The organism is Stakelama flava, assembly GCF_019351405.1.
In the GTDB taxonomy this organism is placed as follows: Bacteria; Pseudomonadota; Alphaproteobacteria; order Sphingomonadales; family Sphingomonadaceae; genus Sphingomonas; species Sphingomonas flava_A.
The window spans coordinates 81369-101873 of sequence record NZ_JAHWZX010000003.1; the positions used below are offsets into that span (position 1 = coordinate 81369).

The 20505-nt window shown below is 64.3% G+C and carries 18 protein-coding genes; 8 read left to right on the forward strand and 10 right to left on the reverse strand.

The window, feature by feature from the left end; all coding sequences use genetic code 11:
• Window positions 1-60: 60 nt before the first annotated feature.
• Window positions 61-735, forward strand: a complete 675-nt coding sequence (locus KY084_RS04115) for an HAD family hydrolase (RefSeq protein ID WP_219237174.1) — start codon at window positions 61-63, stop codon at window positions 733-735.
• Window positions 736-739: 4 nt separating this feature from the next.
• On the opposite strand, the gene KY084_RS04120 is transcribed toward KY084_RS04115, so the two are convergent.
• The 3 genes from KY084_RS04120 to KY084_RS04130 form a co-directional block, all read right to left on the reverse strand.
• On the reverse strand, window positions 740-1942 hold the full coding sequence (locus KY084_RS04120; protein WP_219237175.1) for a DUF445 domain-containing protein: 1203 nt from the start codon (window positions 1940-1942) through the stop codon (window positions 740-742).
• 91 nt (window positions 1943-2033) lie between these two features.
• Window positions 2034-5231, reverse strand: coding sequence for an efflux RND transporter permease subunit (locus KY084_RS04125; protein ID WP_219237176.1), 3198 nt, complete (start codon window positions 5229-5231; stop codon window positions 2034-2036).
• Window positions 5232-5235: 4 nt separating this feature from the next.
• Window positions 5236-6423 carry an efflux RND transporter periplasmic adaptor subunit gene (locus KY084_RS04130; protein ID WP_219237177.1) on the reverse strand — a complete coding sequence of 396 codons (1188 nt, stop codon included), beginning with the start codon at window positions 6421-6423 and terminating at the stop codon, window positions 5236-5238.
• Between the two features lie 230 nt (window positions 6424-6653).
• Between KY084_RS04130 and KY084_RS04135 the strand changes: the two genes are divergently transcribed.
• Window positions 6654-6917, forward strand: a complete 264-nt coding sequence (locus KY084_RS04135; protein WP_219237178.1) for a GlsB/YeaQ/YmgE family stress response membrane protein — start codon at window positions 6654-6656, stop codon at window positions 6915-6917.
• Window positions 6918-6994: 77 nt separating this feature from the next.
• Complete coding sequence (locus KY084_RS04140; RefSeq protein WP_219237179.1) at window positions 6995-7723, forward strand: SIMPL domain-containing protein; 729 nt, start codon at window positions 6995-6997, stop codon at window positions 7721-7723.
• 78 nt (window positions 7724-7801) lie between these two features.
• Here KY084_RS04140 and KY084_RS04145 read toward each other — a convergent pair whose 3' ends face one another.
• From KY084_RS04145 to KY084_RS04155, 3 genes are all read right to left on the reverse strand, one after another.
• Window positions 7802-8062 (reverse strand): GlsB/YeaQ/YmgE family stress response membrane protein, encoded by a 261-nt coding sequence (locus KY084_RS04145; RefSeq protein ID WP_219237180.1) that lies wholly within the window; start codon window positions 8060-8062, stop codon window positions 7802-7804.
• A gap of 121 nt (window positions 8063-8183) precedes the next feature.
• The gene (gene sciP / locus KY084_RS04150; protein WP_219237181.1) at window positions 8184-8483 is read right to left on the reverse strand and encodes a CtrA inhibitor SciP; all 300 of its coding nucleotides are present in this window, start codon (window positions 8481-8483) and stop codon (window positions 8184-8186) included.
• Window positions 8484-8583: 100 nt separating this feature from the next.
• Window positions 8584-8811 carry a hypothetical protein gene (locus KY084_RS04155; RefSeq protein ID WP_219237182.1) on the reverse strand — a complete coding sequence of 76 codons (228 nt, stop codon included), beginning with the start codon at window positions 8809-8811 and terminating at the stop codon, window positions 8584-8586.
• Window positions 8812-8941: 130 nt separating this feature from the next.
• Between KY084_RS04155 and mnmA the strand changes: the two genes are divergently transcribed.
• The gene (gene mnmA, locus KY084_RS04160; protein ID WP_219237183.1) at window positions 8942-10054 is read left to right on the forward strand and encodes a tRNA 2-thiouridine(34) synthase MnmA; all 1113 of its coding nucleotides are present in this window, start codon (window positions 8942-8944) and stop codon (window positions 10052-10054) included.
• 228 nt (window positions 10055-10282) lie between these two features.
• Here the strand turns inward: mnmA and KY084_RS04165 are convergent, their stop codons facing one another.
• From KY084_RS04165 to pdxH, 4 genes are all read right to left on the reverse strand, one after another.
• Window positions 10283-11095, reverse strand: a complete 813-nt coding sequence (locus KY084_RS04165) for a PhzF family phenazine biosynthesis protein (protein WP_219237184.1) — start codon at window positions 11093-11095, stop codon at window positions 10283-10285.
• An 81-nt stretch (window positions 11096-11176) separates the two neighbouring features.
• Window positions 11177-11989, reverse strand: coding sequence for a PhzF family phenazine biosynthesis protein (locus tag KY084_RS04170; protein ID WP_219237185.1), 813 nt, complete (start codon window positions 11987-11989; stop codon window positions 11177-11179).
• Window positions 11986-12921 carry a cation diffusion facilitator family transporter gene (locus KY084_RS04175; protein ID WP_219237186.1) on the reverse strand — a complete coding sequence of 312 codons (936 nt, stop codon included), beginning with the start codon at window positions 12919-12921 and terminating at the stop codon, window positions 11986-11988. Before KY084_RS04175 ends, KY084_RS04170 begins: the two co-directional genes overlap by 4 nt.
• Complete coding sequence (gene pdxH / locus KY084_RS04180; protein WP_246586867.1) at window positions 12918-13496, reverse strand: pyridoxamine 5'-phosphate oxidase; 579 nt, start codon at window positions 13494-13496, stop codon at window positions 12918-12920. Before pdxH ends, KY084_RS04175 begins: the two co-directional genes overlap by 4 nt.
• 98 nt (window positions 13497-13594) lie before the next feature.
• On the opposite strand from pdxH, the gene ku reads away from it, so the two are divergent.
• From ku to KY084_RS04200, 4 genes are all read left to right on the forward strand, one after another.
• Window positions 13595-14446, forward strand: coding sequence for a non-homologous end joining protein Ku (ku, locus tag KY084_RS04185; protein ID WP_219237188.1), 852 nt, complete (start codon window positions 13595-13597; stop codon window positions 14444-14446).
• Window positions 14446-16878, forward strand: a complete 2433-nt coding sequence (gene ligD / locus KY084_RS04190; protein ID WP_219237189.1) for a DNA ligase D — start codon at window positions 14446-14448, stop codon at window positions 16876-16878. Before ku ends, ligD begins: the two co-directional genes overlap by 1 nt.
• 228 nt (window positions 16879-17106) lie before the next feature.
• On the forward strand, window positions 17107-19596 hold the full coding sequence (locus tag KY084_RS04195; protein WP_219237190.1) for a circularly permuted type 2 ATP-grasp protein: 2490 nt from the start codon (window positions 17107-17109) through the stop codon (window positions 19594-19596).
• Complete coding sequence (locus KY084_RS04200) at window positions 19596-20483, forward strand: transglutaminase family protein (protein WP_219237390.1); 888 nt, start codon at window positions 19596-19598, stop codon at window positions 20481-20483. The genes KY084_RS04195 and KY084_RS04200 overlap by 1 nt, the downstream gene beginning before the upstream one ends.
• The last annotated feature ends 22 nt before the right edge of the window (window positions 20484-20505 follow it).

Sequence of the window (20505 nt, forward strand, 5' to 3'; positions counted from 1 at the left end):
ACATACGCCCATCCCGCATTTGGACTGGAACAGCAAGGGTGTTGGCGATTAGATGCTTCAATGCGTTACCTCGCCATTTACGACATGGACCGCACGATCACGCGCGAGCCCACCTGGACACCGTTTCTGATTCATGCCGCCCGGCGAATCGCGCCGTGGCGGCTTGCCCTGGCGCCGTTCGTCGTCGGTGGAGGAATCGCCTATAAGCTGAACCTGATCAGTCGCGGACAATTGAAGCAATTCACCCAGCGGCTGATTCTGGGAACCTCGATCGAACCGGGAACGCGAACCCGGCTTGCCGAGGCGTTCGCCGACACGATCGACGAAAGCGGAATCCTGAAAGGCGCGCGCGAGAGGATCGCCGAGGATCGGCAGGCTGGCTATGAACTCGTCCTCGCAACAGCCTCGTACCGTTTCTACGCCTCTGCGATCGCCGGAAAGCTGGGTTTCGACGCGGTTATCGCCACCGAATCGCGCTTTGCCGAGGATGGCGACCTGCTTCCCAAGATCGAGGGAGAGAATTGCTACGGGGAAGCGAAGCTGACCATGATCAAGGCATGGATGGCGCGCGAAGACATTCGGCGTGAAGAGGCGCATGTCCGCTTTTACAGCGACCATGTGTCGGATGCGCCTGCACTGGAATGGGCGGACGAACCGTTTGCGGCGAACCCGCATGATGCGCTTCGGCGGCTGGCGGCGCGGCGCGAATGGCCGGTGCTCGACTGGCGCGGATAGTGCGTCACAACAGCCGGTCGACCAGGTGGATGGCAAGTCCCACCATGCCGCCGACCAGTGTGCCGTTGATCCGGATATATTGCAGATCGCGCCCGACCGCGTTTTCCAGCCGCCGGGTGATCGTATCGGCGTCCCACCCCTTTACCGTATCGGACACCAGCCGGACGATGCCGTCGCCATAATCGGCGGCCGCCCCCACGGCGGTTCTGCGCGCGAACCGGTTGATCGTCCGCTTCAATGACGGGTCGCGCTGCAACGTGTCGCCAAGCTGGCGCAGGGCTTCGCCAAATTGCCCGGCCAGCGCATCGCCTGGATCGCGCACCAGCCGCAGCATCCCGCGCCGCATCTGTTCCCACACGCCCATCCACCAATGTTCGATCGCGGGATTGTCGAGTAATTCTGCCTTTAGCGCGAATACCCGCGCGCGCATTTCCGGATCGTTCTGCAGATCGTCGGCCAGCCGCTCCAGCCCCTCCTCCGCACGCAGACGAAGCGGGTGGTCGGGCTGGTCTATCATATCGACGAGCAGCCGGTGAAGGCCGTCGATGATCTTGTTGGCCAGCGTTTCGTCGAGGCCCGTCCAGCGCATCAGCTTGCCCGCCCGGTCGTGGATCATCTGCCGCATCAGTGGTTCGTTCGACGCCAGCGTGGCGCTTGCCCAGCGGATCGCCGAATCGAGCAGTGGCGCGTGTCGTCCCTCGGCAAGCGCGGCGCGCAACGCCTGACCCAGCATCGGCGCGATGTCCAGGTCGCGCAGCCGCTTCGCCAGCGCACCCTTCACCATGCCGCCCAGCCGGTCCTGATCGAGCGATTCGAGCATGTCGGCGGCAAGGCGCGAGGCACCGCGCCACAACCGGCCGCGTTCGGGCGGATTGGCGAGGAAGTGGCCCATTGCGCCCGCGACATCGACGCGCGCCATGCGCCGGGCGACCACGGCGGGTATAAGGAAATTGTCGCGCAGGAAGTTGGCCAGGGTGGTGCCGATCCGGTCCTTGTTGCGCGGAATGATCGCGGTGTGGGGGATGGGCAGGGCAAGCGGATGGCGGAACAGCGCCGTTACCGCGAACCAGTCGGCCAGCCCGCCGACCATCGCGGCTTCCGCGAATGCTTGCACATAGCCCCAGCCGGGATGCGCCGGGGCCATTACGCGCGCGACGAGGAAGAGCGCCGCCATCGCGAGCAGCAGCCCGGTCGCAAACCTGCGCATCCGGCGAAGCGCTTCGGGAACGGCGTCACCCGTTGGGGATTGCCGGGCAAATGGGTTCATAGCCGGAACAATCCGCGAGCGCTGCGAAGGTTCACTCCGCCGGCTGCGCCGAATCTCCGTCGGGATCGTATCCGATACGGCCGCCGTGCTGATGCTCGATCGCCGCGGTGTCGTCGCCGGGACGATAGGTCAGCAGGCGGCGCGACAGCCGCGGCCCGATCCAGCGTTCCAGACCGACCGCAAGGCTGAACCCGGCCGGTACGATCAGCAGGGTAAGCGCGGTCGAAAGGATCAGGCCTCCGATCACCACGATGCCCATTGGTGCGCGCCACGACGAATCGCCGCCGCTCAGCGACAATGCGGTCGGCACCATGCCCGCCACCATCGCGATGGTGGTCATCAGGATCGGTTGCGCGCGCTTGTGGCCGGCATCGATGATCGCGACCGTTTTCTCGACACCGTTGGCCATTTCCTCCAGCGCGAAATCGACCAGCAGGATCGAGTTCTTGGCAACGATGCCGAGCAGCATCAGCAGGCCGATGAATACGGGCAGCGAGAGTGGATTGCCGGTGACGAGCAGCGCCAGCCCGCCGCCCAGCGGCGCAAGCGCCAACGAGCCGAGATTGACGAAGGGCGGCATCACCCGCTTGTACAGCAGCACCAGCACCGCGAAGACCAGCATGATCCCCGATGCCACGGCGATGAAGAAATTCTGAAGCATTTCGGCCTGCCATTTGGCTTGGCCCAGCGTCATTTCATGCACGCCCAGCGGCAGGTTCTTCATCGCGGGCAGGTTGTGGATCTGCTCCATCGCCTGGCTGGAAACTACCCCTTCGGCAAGGTCGGCGCCAAGCGACAGCTTGCGTTCCAGATTGGTGCGCTCGATCTTGGTCGGCCCCGCGCCGAAGCTGATCTTCGCGACCACGCCCAGCGGCACCGATCCGCCGCTCTGGGTAGGGACGGGAAGGTTCTCGATGGTCGAAAGGCTGCTGCGCGAACTTTCGGCCAGCGCCACCCGGATCGGAATCTGGCGATCGCTCAGCGAAAAGCGCGCGCTGTTCTGATCGATATCGCCCAGCGTCGCGACGCGGATTGCACTGGACAGCGCGGCGGTCGTCACGCCCAGATCGGCGGCAAGGTCCATATTGGGCTGGATGACGATTTCGGGGCGCTGCAAATCGCCGCTGATCCGCGGCGCTACCAGCGATTTCAGGCCCTGCATCTGTTCGATGATCTTGAACGCGGTACTTTGCAGCAATGCGGGGTCTTCGCCGCCCAGCGTGATGGTAAGGTCACGTCCGCTCGACCCCCAGCCCTGATTGCTGTTGAACGATACGCGCGCGTCCGGGATTTTATTGAGTTCGCCTGCCATCGACCGCTGGAACGTGTTGCTGTCGACTTTGCGGTCATCTTTCAGCATCGCGACGACGCGACCATTGCCGACATAGGTGCGAGCATAGGTGTTTTCGACGATCGGCTGCGCGCTCAGAATCTTGTCGACCCGGTCGACCACCGCCTGCGTCTGTTGCAGCGTGGTACCCGGCACCATGTCGATCGACGCGGTGACCGAATCCGAATCATTCTCGGGCGAAAAGGTCATGTTCAGGCTGCCGAACGTCACCACCGTCGCCACCATCGCCAGGACGCCGCACCCCATGATCCACATGCGGTGATCGAGAAATTTCGCCACCACGCGGCGCCAGCCGCCCTTCGCCGCAACCGTCTTCGCGCGGCGATTGTCGAGCGACCAGTGCAGCAGGCGAAGATACAGGTTCATCGCCCGGCCGCCGCCATGTTCGGCATGGCCCTTCGCTTCCAGAAAATAGGCGGCGATCATCGGCGTGATAAGGCGCGCCACGGCAAGGCTCATCAGCACCGCCGCAACCACGGTCAGCCCGAAATTCTTGAAGAATTCGCCCGAAATGCCCGGCATCAGCCCGACCGGCAGGAATACCGCAACGATCGACATGGTGGTGGCCAGCACCGCCACGCCGATTTCGTCAGCGGCGTCGATCGCTGCCTGATAGGCGGATTTGCCCATCCGCATATGGCGAACGATATTTTCGATCTCCACGATGGCATCATCCACGAGCACGCCCGCGACGAGGCTCAATGCCAGCAGCGTCATCTGGTTCAGCGTGAACCCCATCATGTCCATGAACCAGAAGCTGGGAATCGCCGATAACGGGATCGCGAGCGACGAAATGATCGTCGCACGCCAGTCACGCAGGAAGAAGAAGACGACCACCACCGCCAGGAACGCACCCTCGATCATCGCGTCGATCGCGGTATGATACTGTTCCTCTGCATATTTGGACCGGTTGACCAGCAGTTCGAAATGCACCTTCGGATTGCGTTTTTCGAGCTTCTCCAACTCATCCTTTGCGGCGTGATATACGGTGACGTCCGACGCGCCTTTCGTCCGCTTGATGTCGAACGAAAGCACTTCGCGGCCGTTATATTTCGCCGAAGAGCGTTTCTCGGCATAGAGGTCCTTCACCGTCGCGATGGAGTCGAGCCGGACGGTGCGGCCGTTGCCGATCGCGATCTGCTGTGCGCCGAGATCGCGTGCGCTCGCCGCGTTGCCCAGCACGCGGACCGCCTGTTCGGAACCGGCGATTTCCGCCCGCCCGCCCGCGGCGTTCAGATTCACCTGGCGAAGCTGCTGGTTCACTGCGCTTGCTGTCAGGCCATAGGCCTGCAGCTTGGCGGGGTTCAGGATCACGCGGATTTCGCGATCGACGCCGCCGCCGCGATCGACCGAGGAAAGCCCCGGAATCGTCAGCAGGTCCTTGGCAACGGTATTGTCGACATACCAGCTGAGATCCTCCAGCGTCATGTCGCTGCCGATCGCGGTGAAGCTGGCTATATCGCTGTCGGACGTGTTGGCGCGGCCGACCTGCGGCTCCAGAATGCCGTCCGGAAGGTCGCCCCTGATCTGGCTCACCGCCTCGCGCACGTCGTTTACCGCGCGGTCGATCGGCGTGCCTAGGTCAAGCTGCACGATCGTCTGCGAATTGCCCTCGGTCACCGTGGAATCGATCTGGTCGATCCCCTGAATATCGCGCACGGCCGCTTCGACCCGGCGGGTGATCTGGGTTTCCAGTTCGCTGGGCGCTGCGCCCGGCTGCGTGATCGAAACCCAGACGATCGGGAATTCGATGTCCGGGTCCTGATTGACGTCCATCCGCGAAAAGCTCACCAGCCCGGCGATGGTCAGCGCCAGGAACAGGACAATCGGCGGCACCGGGTTGCGGATCGCCCAGGCGGAGATTCTGCGGAAGCTCATCGCGTCATTTTCCTAACGTCTTGAGGACGGGATCGACCTTCTGTCCCGGGTTGAGGAACGCGCCCGCGCTCAACACCACCCGCTCGCTGCCATTCAGGCCATTTGCGATCGAAACGCCTTCGTCGGACACGTCGCCGACCTTCACATTGCGGCGCACCGCCTCGTTCTTGTCGTTGAGGACATATACGAAGTTACCGGTATTGTCGCTCATCACCGCTGATTCGGGAAGCAGCGGCAGGCTGTTCGCCCCGGCCATGATCCGCGCCGAGGCAAATCCGCCCGGCCGCAGCGCCGCGTTGTAGGACAGCGCGATACGCGCAATGCCCTGGCGCGTCTGTGGATCGATCACGGGTGAAACCTGCCACACCTCACCCTTGAAGCTCTCATCGCTGCCGACGGGCGTCACCTGTGCCGGCACGCCGACCGAAACCTTGTCGAGATCGCCCTCGCCCATTTGCGCCAGCATTTCCATCTCGCCGCCCTTGGCGATGCGGAACAGCACGCCGCTTCCCGAACTGATGATTTGTCCCGGTTCGACGCCGCGGGTCAGCACCAGACCCGCCTCGGGCGCCTGAATGTCCAGCCGTGCGTTGCGCGCGCGGGTTTCCTGAAGCTGTGCCTGCGCCACGCGGACGCGGGCCTGCGCCGATTCGGCGGCGGAGCGTTTCTGTTCGATATCCGCCTTTGAAATGAACCCGCGATCGACAAGCTGTTCGGCACGGTCGAGTTGCGATTTCGCCAGGTCGGCATCGGCCTGCGCCGCGCGGACCTGCGCCGCCAGCGATTCCGCCGTCTGCTGCTGCACCGAATTGTCGACGGCGGCGAGCACCTGCCCCTTTTTGACCCAGTCGCCCGGTTCGACCAGCACCCGCGTAACCCGGCCGCCCTCTCCGGCAACGCCGACCGGCATTTCGCGACGTGCGGCGAGCGATCCGGTGGCGCTGATCACGTCGCGCACCGTGCCGCGCCCCGGTACGGCGACCGAAACAGTCGGTATCTGAGAACCGGACTGGGCGGCCGCCTGTTCCGGCGCAGGATTGTGGCCACCCCTGAAGAACCAGAGCGCGATTGCGATCGCGCCGGCAATCACCAGTGCGGCGATGATCCAGCGCCGGCGCGATGAACGCGGCTCGCTGCCATCTTCCAGCAAATAGGTATCGCCGCGGTCCGCGCCGCCGGGTTCGTAGTTCATGTTCGGCACTTTCGGTCCTGGCCCCTGTAAAGAGCAGCGTTGCTTTCGCTGTGTTATAGGAATAACTCACCTGCGGCAAGCTATCCTTTTCTTTGAACTTCCTGCCCGTTTTGGCCGGGGCGGGCAAGCAAGGCTGTGCGGTTTGCGTGCGCGATGCAAAGACTTGTAATCGGACGATTTCGCAGCGACGGTCGCGTCGCGCTGTGCTTCATGTTCGACAGGAGAGACCGATGCCCGAACGCTCCATTCTCGGCTGGCTGCTTATCGGCCTCGTCGCCGGCGTGCTGGGCAAGGTCATCATGCCGGGTCGCGATCCCGGCGGGGTGATCGTCACCATGCTGATCGGTATCGCGGGCGCACTGCTGGCAGGATTCGTCGCGCGATCGATGGGTTTTGCCATGGAAAGCGCCTGGGCAAGCTATGGCGCGGCGACTCTGGGCGCGGTGGTCCTGCTGGCGCTGTACCGGGTGGTGGTCGCGCGCCGCATCGGTTGAACGCCGCTCGTTCATTTCGCGTTCGCATCGGTGCTGCTACGGCAGGTGGCACCGTTCACCAGCCAGGGAGAGGCTGAATGCGAAACATTCTGATTACCGCCGGCGCGGCCGCCGCACTTGCCGCGATTGCACCGGCCATGCCCGCTTGCGCGCAGGAACTGACGACGCCGGTGCCGCTGCCGGCGGGAGCAACCATCCTCGATATCAGTGCGCAGGGCAGCGTCACACGCACGCCGGACATCGCAACGATCCGCGCGGGCGTCGTGACCGAAGCGAACGACGCGGCGGGCGCGCTGTCGGCCAATGCCACGCGGATGAACGCGGTGCTGGCTGCACTGAAGAAAGCGGGGATTGCCGAGCGCGATATTCAGACGGCTGCGATCTCGCTCAACCCCAAATATCAGCATGATGACGACCAGCCGCCCCGCATCACCGGCTATCAGGCGACCAACACGGTCACGATCCGGTTTCGCGATATAAAGCGCAGCGGGGCCATACTCGATGCGCTGGTGGGCGAGGGCGCGAATCAGATTCAGGGGCCTGACCTGTCGGTCGACGATATGGAAGCGGCGCAGGACGAAGCGCGAAGCGATGCCGTGAAAAAGGCGCGGGCGCGCGCAGAGCTATACGCCAGGGCCGCCGGCCTTTCGGTCGACCGGATCGTATGGATTCGCGAAAGCGGTGTCGTCAGCGCACCGCGCCCGGTGATGGCGATGCGCACGATGGCGGTAAGTGATTCCACCCAGATTCGGCCCGGCGAACAGGATGTCAGCATCAACGTGGATGTACGCTTCCTGCTGAAATAGGCTGGTCCGGCATTGCACATGAAAAAGGGGCCGTCCTTGCGGGCGGCCCCTTTTTTAATGTCTGGCATCAATGGGGCGTTAACGCACCGAACCGCGCCGCACCAGATTAACGATCGCGAGCAGAATGATCGCGCCGACCAGCGAGGTGATGAAGGTCATCACGGTAATGCCGTTGTTGATCGATCCGCCGAACAACAGGCCGCCGATAAAGGCGCCGACGATACCCACGACGATGTTTAGGAGAATACCCTGCTGCGCATCGGTGCGCATGACGAGGCTGGCAAGCCAGCCGACGATGCCGCCGACGATGAGCCAGATGATGAAACCGACAATGCCCATTATTACGTCCCTCCGTTGACTGGACCCGTCTGCTGGGCCGTGCCGGAAAGACTCGCGAGAGGCGGAGTTTGTTCCGCCTGCGATGCGATCGGCGCGGCTGCATCAGCCGCGCCTCGCGGTGTCAATAGCGCTGCTGGCGTTCGTACAGCGAACGATAATGCTGAATGCGGGTCACGCGCAGGCCCGGCATGCCCGACCGGTCGATCGCGCGCTGCCACCCGGCGAATTCCTCCACGGTAAGGCCGTAGCGTTCGCACACTTCCTCGATTGTGAGCAATCCGCCGTTGACGGCAGCGACGACTTCCGCCTTGCGCCGGACGACCCAGCGCGTGGTATCGGGCGGAGGGAGGGTATCCAGCGTGAGCGGCTCTCCCAACGGGCCGATCACCTTTTCAGGGCGGATTTTCTGGTTCTCAATCATTGCCATCCTCGATCGGGGCGCGGCCCCCCTCTCAAACACTGTCCCGGCAAATGGCAGCGGGGGTTGAACATCCTATAAAATGGGAGGGTAAACATCCCGTTCACTCCCCCAGCCATGCGGTCAGCGCAGCCGCGACGCCGCCGTTGAACGCGCCGTCGGCGGGCGTGGTCAGCGCATCGCCCGCGTCGGTCCTGATCAGAAGCGCGTTGATTTGCGCGGTGCGGCTGGCGGCCTGGCGCGCCACGAACACCGCCATTAGCACCGCCAATGCGGTCGGCAGTGCGGTAACGACCGCGCCGTGTTCCTGCGATGCGTAACTCAGGTCCAAAATACACGCCCTTGCGTCAATGCGAACTTGCTTCAGATCAATGACGCTAGAGGGTAAAGTTGAAGGCGCGGTAAAGGCGGCGGGGATTTTTTGCATCGCGCGCGCAAAGCCACTATCTGCGCGTACGATCATGAACGAAGCCGATTTTCAACTTCGCGCGCCGATCGGGCAGCGCCGGATCGTCGTTGCCATGTCGGGCGGCGTCGACAGTTCCGTGGTGGCCGCGCTTGCCGCACGCAGCGGCGCGGAGGTTATCGGCGTTACGCTTCAGCTATACGATCATGGCGAAGCGGTGGGCCGCGCGGGTGCATGCTGCGCGGGACGCGACATTCGTGACGCGCGCGCGGTGTGCGACCGGCTGGGCATCGCGCATTATGTTTTCGACCATGAAAGCCGGTTTCGCGACAGCGTAATCGACGATTTCGCCGACGAATATATGGCGGGACGAACCCCGATCCCTTGCGTCAAATGCAATATGGGGGTGAAATTCACCGATCTGTTTCGACTCGCCCGCGAACTGGGCGCCGATTGTCTGGCGACCGGTCATTATGTCCGCCGGGTAGAGGGGGCGGGCGGTCCCGAACTGCACCGCGCCGCCGACCCCGCGCGCGACCAGAGCTATTTCCTGTTCGCGACAACCGACGAGCAGCTGGCGTTCCTGCGCTTTCCATTGGGCGGGATGCCCAAAACGCGGGTCCGCGAAATCGCGAAGGAACTGGGCCTGATCGTTGCGGGCAAGCCCGACAGTCAGGATATCTGCTTCGTGCCCGACGGGGATTATGCGTCGCTGGTGAAGAAGCTGCGCCCCGAAGCCGGAACGGTCGGCGACATCGTCGATGAAGCGGGCGCCAAGCTGGGCGAGCATAAAGGCCTGATCCATTTCACCGTGGGCCAGCGGCGCGGGCTGGAAATCGGCGGGCAGGCCGAGCCGCTTTACGTCATCCGGCTCGATCCCGAACGGCAGCAGGTGGTGGTCGGCCCAAAGCGGGCGCTTGCCGTGAAAGCGGCACGGATCGAGGGGCTGAATCGAATCGGCGTCGCGTATTCGGGACCGCTGACCGCGAAGGTGCGCTCGCTTGCCAGGCCGGTCCCCGCGCGGCTGGAGGGCGACCGGGTAGTGTTCGAAACGCCTGAATATGGCGTCGCGCCGGGGCAGGCGGCGGTGCTGTATGCGGGTGACCGCGTGCTGGGCGGCGGCTGGATCGCCGAGACGGAGCGCGCCGAAACTGCGCTTGCCGCCTGATTCGCTGCGAATCGGCGGATCGGCCGAACCTGCTTAGGTTCGCACGTTTCGCGTAAATCGCGAAAGAAAGTTTCGTGTCCGCGTATCGATAATACGCGAAATGTGTGACGGCGGACGATGCGAAAAAGCGGCTCGGATCATGGCAGGGCAGCCCGGCGTAGGACAGCGTTTTTTGCTTGCGCCCGGTGTTCCGGTGCTCGCCCGCGATGTGCGAAATCGTCGCCGCGATCAGTCCGGCAATAGCAACGCACCCTCGATCACGGTGATGCAGTTCCCGGTCAGCACGACGTGCCCGCCATCGAGTCGGCAGCCCAGAAAGCCGCCCCGCTTGCTCGCCTGATACGCAGTCAGCGTTTCGCGGCCCAGCCGCTTTGCCCAGTAAGTGACGAGCAGCGAATGCGCCGATCCGGTCACCGGGTCTTCGGTGATTCCCGCCCCGACGGCGAAAACGCGGCTAATGATGTCGGTTTCGGTGCCCGGCGCGGTGACGATGGTAATAATCTCACCGGTGGCGGCGAGCGCGCGGAAGCTGGGGTCGAGGGCGGTGACGATCGCGGGGTTCTCCACCACGACCAGCGCATAGCCGCTCGAATGGCGCAAGGTAGCAGTGACATCCGCCGGCGACAGGCCAAGCGCCTCAACGGTATCGGTTATCGCGGCATGCTCCCCCCACCATGCAGGCAACGTCATGGCGTATCCCGCGCCGCTGCGCGCGACCGTCAGCACGCCAGCGCGGCGAGTGCGGAAGCGGACTTCCTGCCGGTCCGGTTGGCGCGACAGGATGTAATGCCCGGTCGCCATCGTGGCGTAGCCGCACAGTTCGACCTCGACTGTAGGACTGAACCAGCGCAGTTCGAAATCCGCATCGTCACCGCTGTCGGATACGAAAAAGGCGGTTTCCGACAGATGATTTTCCATTGCGATATTCTGAAGCAGCGAATCGTCGGGCCACCCGCTCAGCGGCACCACCGCCGCCGGGTTGCCGCTAAAGGGCCGGCGAGCGAAAGCATCGATCTGAATGATCGGAATGCGTCGTGCCATCGGCGGTGTCCTTTTATACCTGTTCGATACCAGCGGAGCGGGCGGCGGTGGTTGGTTCAAACGAGTTCATCGGCAAATCGATCAATCCGGCAGCAGGAAATCACCCTTCAGCACTGTAATGCAGCCGCCGGAGAGCGTCACCGATTCACCGTCGATCCGGCAGTCCAGATACCCGCCGCGCTCGCTCGCCTGATAGGCGGAGAAGGCGTCGCGGCCCAGCAGTTCGGCCCAATAGGGGGCGAGCACGGCATGGGCCGAACCGGTCACCGGATCCTCCTCCAGCCCCGCCCCCGTCGCGAAAACGCGGCTGACGATGTCGGTTTCGCCGCCCGGTGCGGTGACGATGGTCACTATGTCACCGGTTTCGCGGAGCGCGCGGAAGTCGGGGGCAAGCCCGGTGACGAGCGAGGCATCCTCCACCACGACCATGGTATAGCCGCTGGCATGGCCGAACCCGGCCGAAACCTGATCGGGCGACAGGCCCAGCGCGGCAAGGCATGGCGTCATGTCCTTCGGCTCGGCGCGCCATGCGGGAAGCGTCATGGCGTAGCGATCGCCATCGCGCGCAACCCGAAGCACGCCCGCGCGGCGGGTGCGAAACGTCACCGCGTCCAGCGCGGGATCGCGCGACAACAGATAATGACCGGTCGCCAGCGTGGCATGTCCGCACAGTTCAACCTCGCTTGCGGGGGTGAACCAGCGCAGTTCATAGTCCGCCTCGCCGCTGTCGTCGGGAAGGAAAAAGGCGGTTTCGGAAAGGTTGTTCTCCTTCGCGATGCTTTGAAGCAGCGAATCGTCGGGCCATGCGTCGAGCGCGACCACTGCCGCCGGATTGCCGGTGAACGGTGCGTGCGCAAAGGCATCGATCTGTGCGAAGGGGCAGGGGCGGGTCATTGGCGGTTTTCCTTGAACTGTTCGATCAAGTCGGTCTCGACCATCGGATTGTCGGGCTGATCCACCTGTCCTTCGGGGTCGATATGGATCAGGATGTCGGCACCGGGAAATTCGCGGCGAAGCTCGTCTTCAAGCCGTTCGACCACGTCATGCGCCTGCGCTACCGTCATCGCCGGGTCCATCCAGATATGGAACTGGACGAAATCGTTCGCGCCACTGGTTCGTGTGCGAAGATCGTGCAGGCTTTTTAGTTCGGGATGGCGGCTGGCGACCTCGACAAAGCGCATGCGCTTTTCCTCCGGCCATTCCTTGTCCATCAACTGATCGATCGCGGCGATCGAGGCGCGCCACGCGCCGAAGAGCAGCCACAACGCGATTCCGACGCCGAGCACCGGATCGGCCCCCGCCAGCCCGACATATTGTTCGAGCGCGAGCGCGACGATCACCGCGGCGTTGAGCAGCAGGTCGGACTGGTAATGCACGCGGTCCGCGCCGATCGCTACCGATCGCGTGCGTTCGACCACGAAGCGCTGATAGCGGGTGAGTGCGAATGTAACCGCGATGGCAACGCCCGATATGGCGATTCCGTATTCGGCATTGGCGCTGACATCGCCGACAGTGAGTCGGCGTATCGCCTGCACCAGAATGGCGATTGCCGATGCGGTGATGACCGCGACCTGGAACAGCGCGGCGAGCGATTCCGCCTTGCCGTGTCCGAACCTATGATCCTCATCTGCCGGTTGCGCCGCGATATAGACGCCGAACAGCGTGACCAGCGATGCGACGAGATCGAGAATGCTGTCGGCGAGCGACCCCAGCATCGCGACCGAGCCGGTTTTCCACGCGGCATAGCCCTTCAACGCGCCGAGCAGCAGCGCGGTGGAAACGCCGGCGATCGCGGCGTTGCGGGTCAGCCGGGCGGCGCGGTTCACGGGTACAGCATGCCTTCGCGCCAGCCATCGCCGTCGCGATCGAAAACATGCCGTTCGTGCAGGCGGTGCGCGCGATCCTGCCAGAATTCGATGCGAAGTGGCGTGACGCGATAGCCGCCCCAGTGCGGCGGGCGATCGACATCGCGGCCTTCGAAGCGTGCCTTCACATCCTCGAACCGTGCTTCGAAAGTGGCGCGCGCGTCGAGCGGGCGCGATTGTTCGGATGCCCATGCGCCAAGTTGCGAATCGCGGCTGCGCGAGGCGAAATAGCGGTCCGATTCCGCTTCCGACACGCGGCTCACCGGGCCTTCGATGCGAATCTGGCGGCGCAGTGATTTCCAGTGAAAGAGCAGCGCGGCGCGGGGGTTCTGCGCAAGTTCGCCCGCCTTGCGGCTTTCCCCGTTGGTATAGAACACGAAACCGTCGGGGTCGTGCCCCTTCAACAGCACCATGCGCACGGAAGGCTGCCCTGCCGCATCGGCGGTGGCTAGCGCCATCGCGTTCGAGTCATTGGGTTCGCTGTCGCGCGCCTGCGCATACCAGCGGTCGAACAGGGTGAAGGGATCGTCTGCCATGGCCGTGCGATTTAGGGCGGACGGCGGCGGGTGTCGAGCGCGCGGGAACGAGTTGCACCTCCAGGGATTGAATCGGCTCCGCAACGAGGAAGATGGGCATGGCCGCACGCGCATATTGGCAAGGGCAGATTCGGCTGGCGCTGGTGTCGATTCCGGTGGAAATCTATCCGGCGGTCAAATCGGGCGCGCAGATATCCTTTCGCCAGATTCACGAACCATCGGGCAAGCGGATCAAATATGAAAAGGTCGTTCCCGGCATCGGTCCGGTCGATACTGATGAGATCGTCAAGGGATATGAGGTCGAAAAGGGCAGCTATGTCCTGCTCGAACCCGACGAGATCGATGCGGTGAAGCTGGAATCGAAAAAGACGCTGGAACTGACCCAGTTCGTCGACGCGCATGAAATCGACGTGCTGTATTACGAAAAGCCCTATTTCGTGGTGCCTGCCGACGACCTGGCCGAAGAGGCGTTCATCGTGCTGCGCGAGGCGCTTCGCAAAACGAAAAAGGTGGGGCTGGGACAGCTTGCGCTGCGCGGGCGTGAATATGTCGTCAGCCTGAAACCGTGCGGGCGCGGGCTGATCCTGGAGACGCTGCGCTATGCCGACGAGGTGCGCCGGGCACAGGGTTATTTTCGCGACATCCCTGACGATACGCCCGATGCGGAATTGCTCGACCTTGCCGAAAGCCTGATCGAGAAAAAGACCGCCCCATTCGATGCGAGCGAATTTCACGACCGCTATGTCGATGCGCTGACCGCGTTGATCGAGAAGAAACGCAAGGCGAAGGGCAAGAAAATCATCGAGGAGGAAGACAGTGATGCGCCGGCGGGCGGATCGAACGTCGTCGACCTGATGAGCGCGCTGAAAAAATCGCTCGAAAAGCCCGAGGGCGGTAAAGCCAAGGCCCCGGCGAAGAAATCGTCGGCGGGCGCGAAGAAGCGCGCGTGATGGCGAAGGCCGCCGATCCGCTTGCCGAATATAACGCGAAGCGCAACTTCGCGAAAACGCTCGAACCGGCGGGAACGCTGGCGCCGGGGCACGGCAACCGCTTTGTCGTGCAAAAGCATGACGCGACGCGGCTTCACTGGGACTTTCGGCTGGAAATGGACGGGGTGCTTAAAAGCTGGGCAGTGACGCGCGGACCGAGCCTGAACCCCGATGACAAAAGGCTGGCGGTCAGGACCGAGGACCATCCGCTGGATTACGGCGATTTCGAGGGGACGATCCCGCAAAAGGAATATGGCGGCGGGACGGTGATGCTGTGGGACAGCGGCACATGGTCGCCGATCAAGGGCAAGAAGGCGAGCGACGTCGAGAAAGGGCATTTGCACTTCGTGCTCGATGGCGAGCGAATGAAGGGCGAATGGTCGCTGATCCGGCTTCGGGGGAAGAAGAATGACAAACGCGAGAACTGGCTGCTGCGCAAGATCGACGATACTTTTTCGGGCGGGTCGGACCTGCTTGTCGAAACCGCGCTGACCAGCGTGAAGACCGGGCGATCGATGCAGCAGATCGCGAACGGTGAAAAGGGCGAGACGCCCAGGCCAAAGCGGCCTGCGCCGAAGCTGACCAAGGCCGCGCCGAAGTTTCGCGACGTTCAGCTCGCGACGCTGGTCGATAGCGTGCCGTCGGGGCGGCAATGGCTGCACGAGGTAAAATATGACGGCTACCGCGCGCTGATTTCCACCGGCAAGGGCGGCGCGCGGGTGTTCACCCGGTCGGGCCTCGACTGGAGCGAAAAATTTCCGGGCGTCGTCGAGGCGGCGAACGCGATCCCCCATGCCGCGCTGATCGATGGCGAAATCGTCGCGTTCAAGGACGGCAAGCCCGATTTCTCGACGCTTCAGGCGGCGATCTCGGACGGCGGCGATATGACCTGTTTCGCGTTCGACCTGCTGGAGCGCGACGGCGAGGACCTGACCGGCCTGCCACAGGTCGGCCGCAAGGAGGAACTCGCCACGCTGCTGTCGGGCATTGCCGACGAACGCATCCGCTATGCCGAGCATGTGCTTGGTGCGGGCGAAAAGCTGTTCGAGGCGATGTGCGCAGAAGGGCTGGAAGGCGTGGTGTCGAAAAAGGTCGACGCGCCCTATCGCGGTACGCGCTCCAAAAACTGGCTGAAGATCAAATGCACGAAGCGGCAGGAATTCGTCATCGTCGGCTGGTCGCAAAGCAGCGCGAAGGGGCGGCCCTTTTCTTCGCTGCTGCTCGCGGTGAACGCGGGCGGTGACCTTCGCTATGCGGGCCGTGTCGGCACGGGGTTCGATGCGGACACGCTGGACGACCTGTCCACGAAGATGGAGCGGATCGGACGCAAGACACCGGCGGTCGAGGTTCCGAAAGCGGCGGCGAAGGGCGCGCATTGGGTGACGCCGAAGCTGGTCGCCGAAATCGCTTTTGCCGAGTTCACGGCGGAAAATGTGGTTCGGCACGCGAGCTTTTTGGGGCTGCGCGGGGACAAGGACGCGGAAGATGTGGTTGCCGAAACCCCGGCGAAATCCCCCGGCGGCAGCGAAGCTACCGGCGTGAAAATAAGCCATCCCGACCGGGTGACTTTCCCCGATTCGCAGATCACTAAGGGCGAGCTTGCCGATTATTATGCCGATGTCGCGGGGCTGATGCTGCCATGGATCGCGCGCCGTCCGATCAGCCTTGTCCGCTGCCCGCAGGGACGCGCCAGGCAATGTTTCTTCCAAAAGCATGATGCGGGCAGCTTCGGCAAGGCGGTCCATGCGGTAGATATCGAGGAGAAGGACGGCAGGACCGAGGCATATCTGTACATCGATGATGCCACGGGCCTGCTGCAATGCGTGCAGATGGGAACGATCGAGTTTCACGGCTGGGGAAGTCTTGCCGAGCAGGTTGAAACGCCCGACCGCATGGTGTTCGACCTCGATCCCGACGAGGGACTTGATTTCGGCGACGTCAAAAAGGCGGCGGAGGATATCAAACAGCATCTGGCCGATATCGGGCTGACCAGCTTTGCGATGCTGACGGGCGGCAAGGGTATCCATGTCATCGCGCCGATGAGCCCCGGGGCCGAATGGCCCGAAGTCAAATCCTTCGCCGAACGCTTTTCGCGCGCGCTGGCGCAAGCAGAGCCTGATCGTTTCACCGCCACCATGTCCAAGGCGAAGCGCAAGGGGCGCATCTTCATCGACTGGCTGCGCAACCAGCGCGGCGCGACCGCGGTGATGCCCTATGTCGCGCGCGCTCGCGAAGGCGCGCCGGTGGCGGCACCGATAAGCTGGACCGAGTTGAAGGATATCAAGCGCGCGAACCGATGGCATATCGGTGACGTCGACACGCTGATCGAACGCGCCAATGGGCGCGCGCTGGCCGGATGGGGCGTCGCCGATCAGGTGCTGCCGGACGTTTGACGGTGCGAAAGGCAGGTGCTTCTTTAACTTGCTGGTAGCAATGCCAAAAAGAACGGCACTTCGACTTCGCTCCGCGCAAACGGAATGAGGCGACAGGGCGGATTTGCCCGGCCGTCAGAATTGAAAATGAACCTTCTGCGTGGTTCGCCGGTTTTCGCGTCCGGCCAACTTTTGGGTGACAAGCAGCGATGGTTGGCGGCAGAGACGGGGCAATGATGTTTCGATTCCATGGCTAGTCGGGCGCAATCCGCGACGTCCGATCCGACCGCGATCGCGCAGCGGTGGATCGCGGAATATTGCGCGCATTCGCCGGCAGCGGACAGCCTGTGCGCGGCGCGCGGAGAGGCGCACACCGCATGGCAGGCGATGTTCGAGGAACTGGCCGCGATCAACGGCGACAGCCTGAACCGCGCACATGAACGCGCGCAGCGTCAGGCCGACGATATCGGCACGGGATATCGCATCGCGGGCGAAAGCGAGGAACGCCCCTGGCCGCTGTCGCCAATCCCGCTGATGATCGACGGGGCGGAATGGGAGACGATCGCGCAAGGCGTGGCGCAGCGCGCGGCGCTGATGGAAACCATCCTGTTCGATATTTACGGCGAGGCGCGGCTGGTCGAGGGCGGGCACATCCCGGCGTCGCTGGTCACCGGCAGCCCGTTCTTTCTGCGCGCGATGACCCATCTCGACCCGCCGGGTGGATATCAACTGCATTTCTTCGCTGTCGATCTTTGCCGCGGGCCGACCGGCGAATGGCGCGTGCTGGCGGACCATCTGCGCGCGCCGACGGGCGCGGGCTATGCGCTGGAAAACCGGCTGGCCATGTCGCGCGCGCTTGGCGGATTGCAATCGCGGCTGAATGTCGAGCGGCACGCGCCGTTCTTCGCCGCGCTTCGCGACGGGCTGACCACGCTGTGCCGCCGTGCCGATCCGCGGATCGGCCTGCTGACCGCCGGTCGGTTCAACCCCAGCTATCCCGAACAGGCGCATCTGGCGCGCTATCTGGGCTTTCTGCTGGTCGAGGGGGCCGATCTGGCGGTGATCGAGGACCAGCTTTACGTACGCACCATTGCGGGGCTGAAGCGGATCGATGCATTGTGGCGGCGGCTCGATCCGCGCCTGCTCGACCCGCTGGCGTTCGATTCGGCATCGCAGATCGGCGTGCCGGGCCTCGCCGATGCGATGGCGGCGGGCAATGTCGTCATTTCTAACGCCCCCGGTGCGGGCGCGGCGGAGGCGGCGGCGTTTTCAGCCTTTCTGCCGCGCCTGTCGGTTCGCCTGACCGGCAGCGAGCTTCGCCTTCCCAATATCGCCACCTGGTGGGCGGGGCAGGACGATGCACGCGATTATGTGCGCGACAATCTGGATCGGCTGGTCATCGCCCCCGCCTTTGGCGGCGCACCGCTGGGCCTGCCCGGCGGCAAGCCGGTGCTGGGCGCGGATATGACGCCGGGCGAGCGCGACGCGCTGATCGCCGAACTGGAGCGGCGCCCGCAGGATTATGTCGGGCAGGAGATCGTGAAGCTGTCGACCATGCCGGTGGTCGCCGACGACGCGCTGACCCCGCGCCCGTTCACGCTGCGCGTATTCGCCGCGCGCGGGCCGGACGGGGACTGGACGGTGCTGCCCGGCGGGTTCGCGCGGATCGGCGAGCATCCCGATCCGCGCGCCGCGCTGATGGGACAGGGAAGCTGGTCGGCTGATGTGTGCGTGACGAGTTCGCGTGCGGTCGAACCGGTGACGTTGCTGCCGCGCACCGACGCGGTTCGGCTTCGCCGCAATCCGGGCACGCTACCCAGCCGCGCGGCAGACAATCTGTTCTGGCTGGGCCGCTATCTGGAACGCGGGGAGGCGCTGCTGGCCGTGCTTCGCGTGCTCTTGGGCAATTCGATCAGCGCTGATACCGGCGCTGCGTTGCCGCAGGCGACGCTCGACCGGCTGATCGCCCTGGTGACGTCGGGCAATGCCGCTCCGCCGCCGCCGGGAACCGGCCGGTCCGACCTGATCGCTTTTGCCCGTACGGCGCTGGAGGACGAAGGCGGGTGGTATTCGGTGCGCGCGATCAACCGGCAGGCGCGCGCGATCGGCGATGTCATGCGCGACCGTCTGGCCGCCGATATGATGCGCCTGCTCGATGCGCCGTTTCCGGCCACCGGTGGGTTGCTGGAGCGGGCGGGCATGTTGCAGCGCCGCTATGCCGCGATCGCGGGGCTTAGCGCCGAGCACATGGCGCGCACCGACGCTTGGCGCTTCGTCGATCTGGGGCGGCGGCTTGAGCGGGCGATGGCGGTCAGCCGGACGCTGCGCGCGTTCATCGATGACGATGCGAGCGGCGACGACCTTTCCACGCTGCTCGACCTTGCCGACAGCCAGATCAGCTATCGCCAGCGATACATGGCGGGACTGGCGCGCGTACCGGTGATCGACCTGATCGCGTTCGATCCGGGCAATCCGCGCGGGCTGGCGTTCCAGATCGCGTGCATCGCCGAGCATGTATGGGCGCTTCCGATATTGTCCGACGACGGGCTGGCCGAACCGCAACAGGCGCGCGCGGACGAAATCGCGGCGATCGTGAAAACGGTGAACGCGGCCGATCTGGATGCCGCGAAGCTGGACGAGATCGATGCGCGGCTGGCGGGCGTTTCGGACGCCATCGCGCGCCGCTATTTCCTGCATGGCGGCGAACCGCTGCGTTCGGGGGGGCTGACGCTGGGATGATGCGCTATGCGATACGCCACGTCACCCGGTTCGAATATGGCGATGCGGCAGCGTTTGCGCGCTGCAACCTGCGCCTGAAGCCGATCCTGTGGTCGGGCCAGACGCTGGAGGAATATGACCTTTCGGTTGAGCCAGGGGGGCATTTCGTCCCCGCCCGCGCGCCTGCCGGCCTTGCCAATGTCGTGCGGTTAGTGGTCGATGAACCGACACGCATGCTGACCATCGACAGCAGGGCGCGGGTCAGCGTCGACCGCCCGGTGCCCGTGCCCGGCGACGACGATCCGACGCTGGAGGACGTAGCCGCGATGGCGCGCGCGAGCCGCGACCTGTCGCCAGCCGGGCCTGCCGCGTATCTCTACCCCTCGCCGCGCATTCCGGTGGACGGCGCGATCGCCCGCTGGTGCGCCGAACAGCTTGACCCGGCGAGTGGGGTAATGGCCGCGGGAATCGCGCTTGCCCGCCGGATTCAGCGCGATTTCGCCTTCGATCCTTCGGCGACGCTGGTCGATACCGCGCCCGCCGACGCCTTCGCCAAGCGCGGGGGGGTGTGTCAGGATTTCGCGCAGATCATGATTTCGGGGCTGCGCGCGGCGGGGCTTCCGGCGGCCTATGCCTCCGGCTATCTGCGCACGCTGCCGCCGCCGGGCGAGGAACGGCTGGTCGGCGCGGACGCCACCCATGCCTGGGTATTGCTTTGGTGCGGCCCGCAAAAAGGGTGGGTGGGCGTCGATCCGACCAACGGAATCTGGATGGCGCAGGACCATATCGTCGTGGCGATCGGGCGCGATTACAGCGATGTCGCGCCGATCGACGGCGTGATGCTGGGATCGGGGGCGCAGCGGCTGGACGTATCGGTCGATGTCGAGCCGCTGGACGAGGCGGGGTGACGCGCCACTTGCGCCCGCGCGC

Bases quoted from the DNA above. Each gene is read 5' to 3' on its own strand.
- KY084_RS04145 (WP_219237180.1), bottom strand. From the start codon at position 8,062: ATGGGCATTGTCGGTTTCATCATCTGGCTCATCGTCGGCGGCATCGTC.
- ku (WP_219237188.1), top strand. From the start codon at position 13,595: ATGGCCGCACGCGCATATTGGCAAGGGCAGATTCGGCTGGCGCTGGTG.
- KY084_RS04140 (WP_219237179.1), top strand. From the start codon at position 6,995: ATGCGAAACATTCTGATTACCGCCGGCGCGGCCGCCGCACTTGCCGCG.
- pdxH (WP_246586867.1), bottom strand. From the start codon at position 13,496: ATGGCAGACGATCCCTTCACCCTGTTCGACCGCTGGTATGCGCAGGCG.
- ligD (WP_219237189.1), top strand. From the start codon at position 14,446: ATGGCGAAGGCCGCCGATCCGCTTGCCGAATATAACGCGAAGCGCAAC.
- KY084_RS04170 (WP_219237185.1), bottom strand. From the start codon at position 11,989: ATGACCCGCCCCTGCCCCTTCGCACAGATCGATGCCTTTGCGCACGCA.
- KY084_RS04200 (WP_219237390.1), top strand. From the start codon at position 19,596: ATGCGCTATGCGATACGCCACGTCACCCGGTTCGAATATGGCGATGCG.
- sciP (WP_219237181.1), bottom strand. From the start codon at position 8,483: ATGATTGAGAACCAGAAAATCCGCCCTGAAAAGGTGATCGGCCCGTTG.
- KY084_RS04195 (WP_219237190.1), top strand. From the start codon at position 17,107: ATGGCTAGTCGGGCGCAATCCGCGACGTCCGATCCGACCGCGATCGCG.
- KY084_RS04130 (WP_219237177.1), bottom strand. From the start codon at position 6,423: ATGAACTACGAACCCGGCGGCGCGGACCGCGGCGATACCTATTTGCTG.
- KY084_RS04125 (WP_219237176.1), bottom strand. From the start codon at position 5,231: ATGAGCTTCCGCAGAATCTCCGCCTGGGCGATCCGCAACCCGGTGCCG.
- KY084_RS04115 (WP_219237174.1), top strand. From the start codon at position 61: ATGCGTTACCTCGCCATTTACGACATGGACCGCACGATCACGCGCGAG.
- KY084_RS04135 (WP_219237178.1), top strand. From the start codon at position 6,654: ATGCCCGAACGCTCCATTCTCGGCTGGCTGCTTATCGGCCTCGTCGCC.
- KY084_RS04120 (WP_219237175.1), bottom strand. From the start codon at position 1,942: ATGCGCAGGTTTGCGACCGGGCTGCTGCTCGCGATGGCGGCGCTCTTC.
- mnmA (WP_219237183.1), top strand. From the start codon at position 8,942: ATGAACGAAGCCGATTTTCAACTTCGCGCGCCGATCGGGCAGCGCCGG.
- KY084_RS04165 (WP_219237184.1), bottom strand. From the start codon at position 11,095: ATGGCACGACGCATTCCGATCATTCAGATCGATGCTTTCGCTCGCCGG.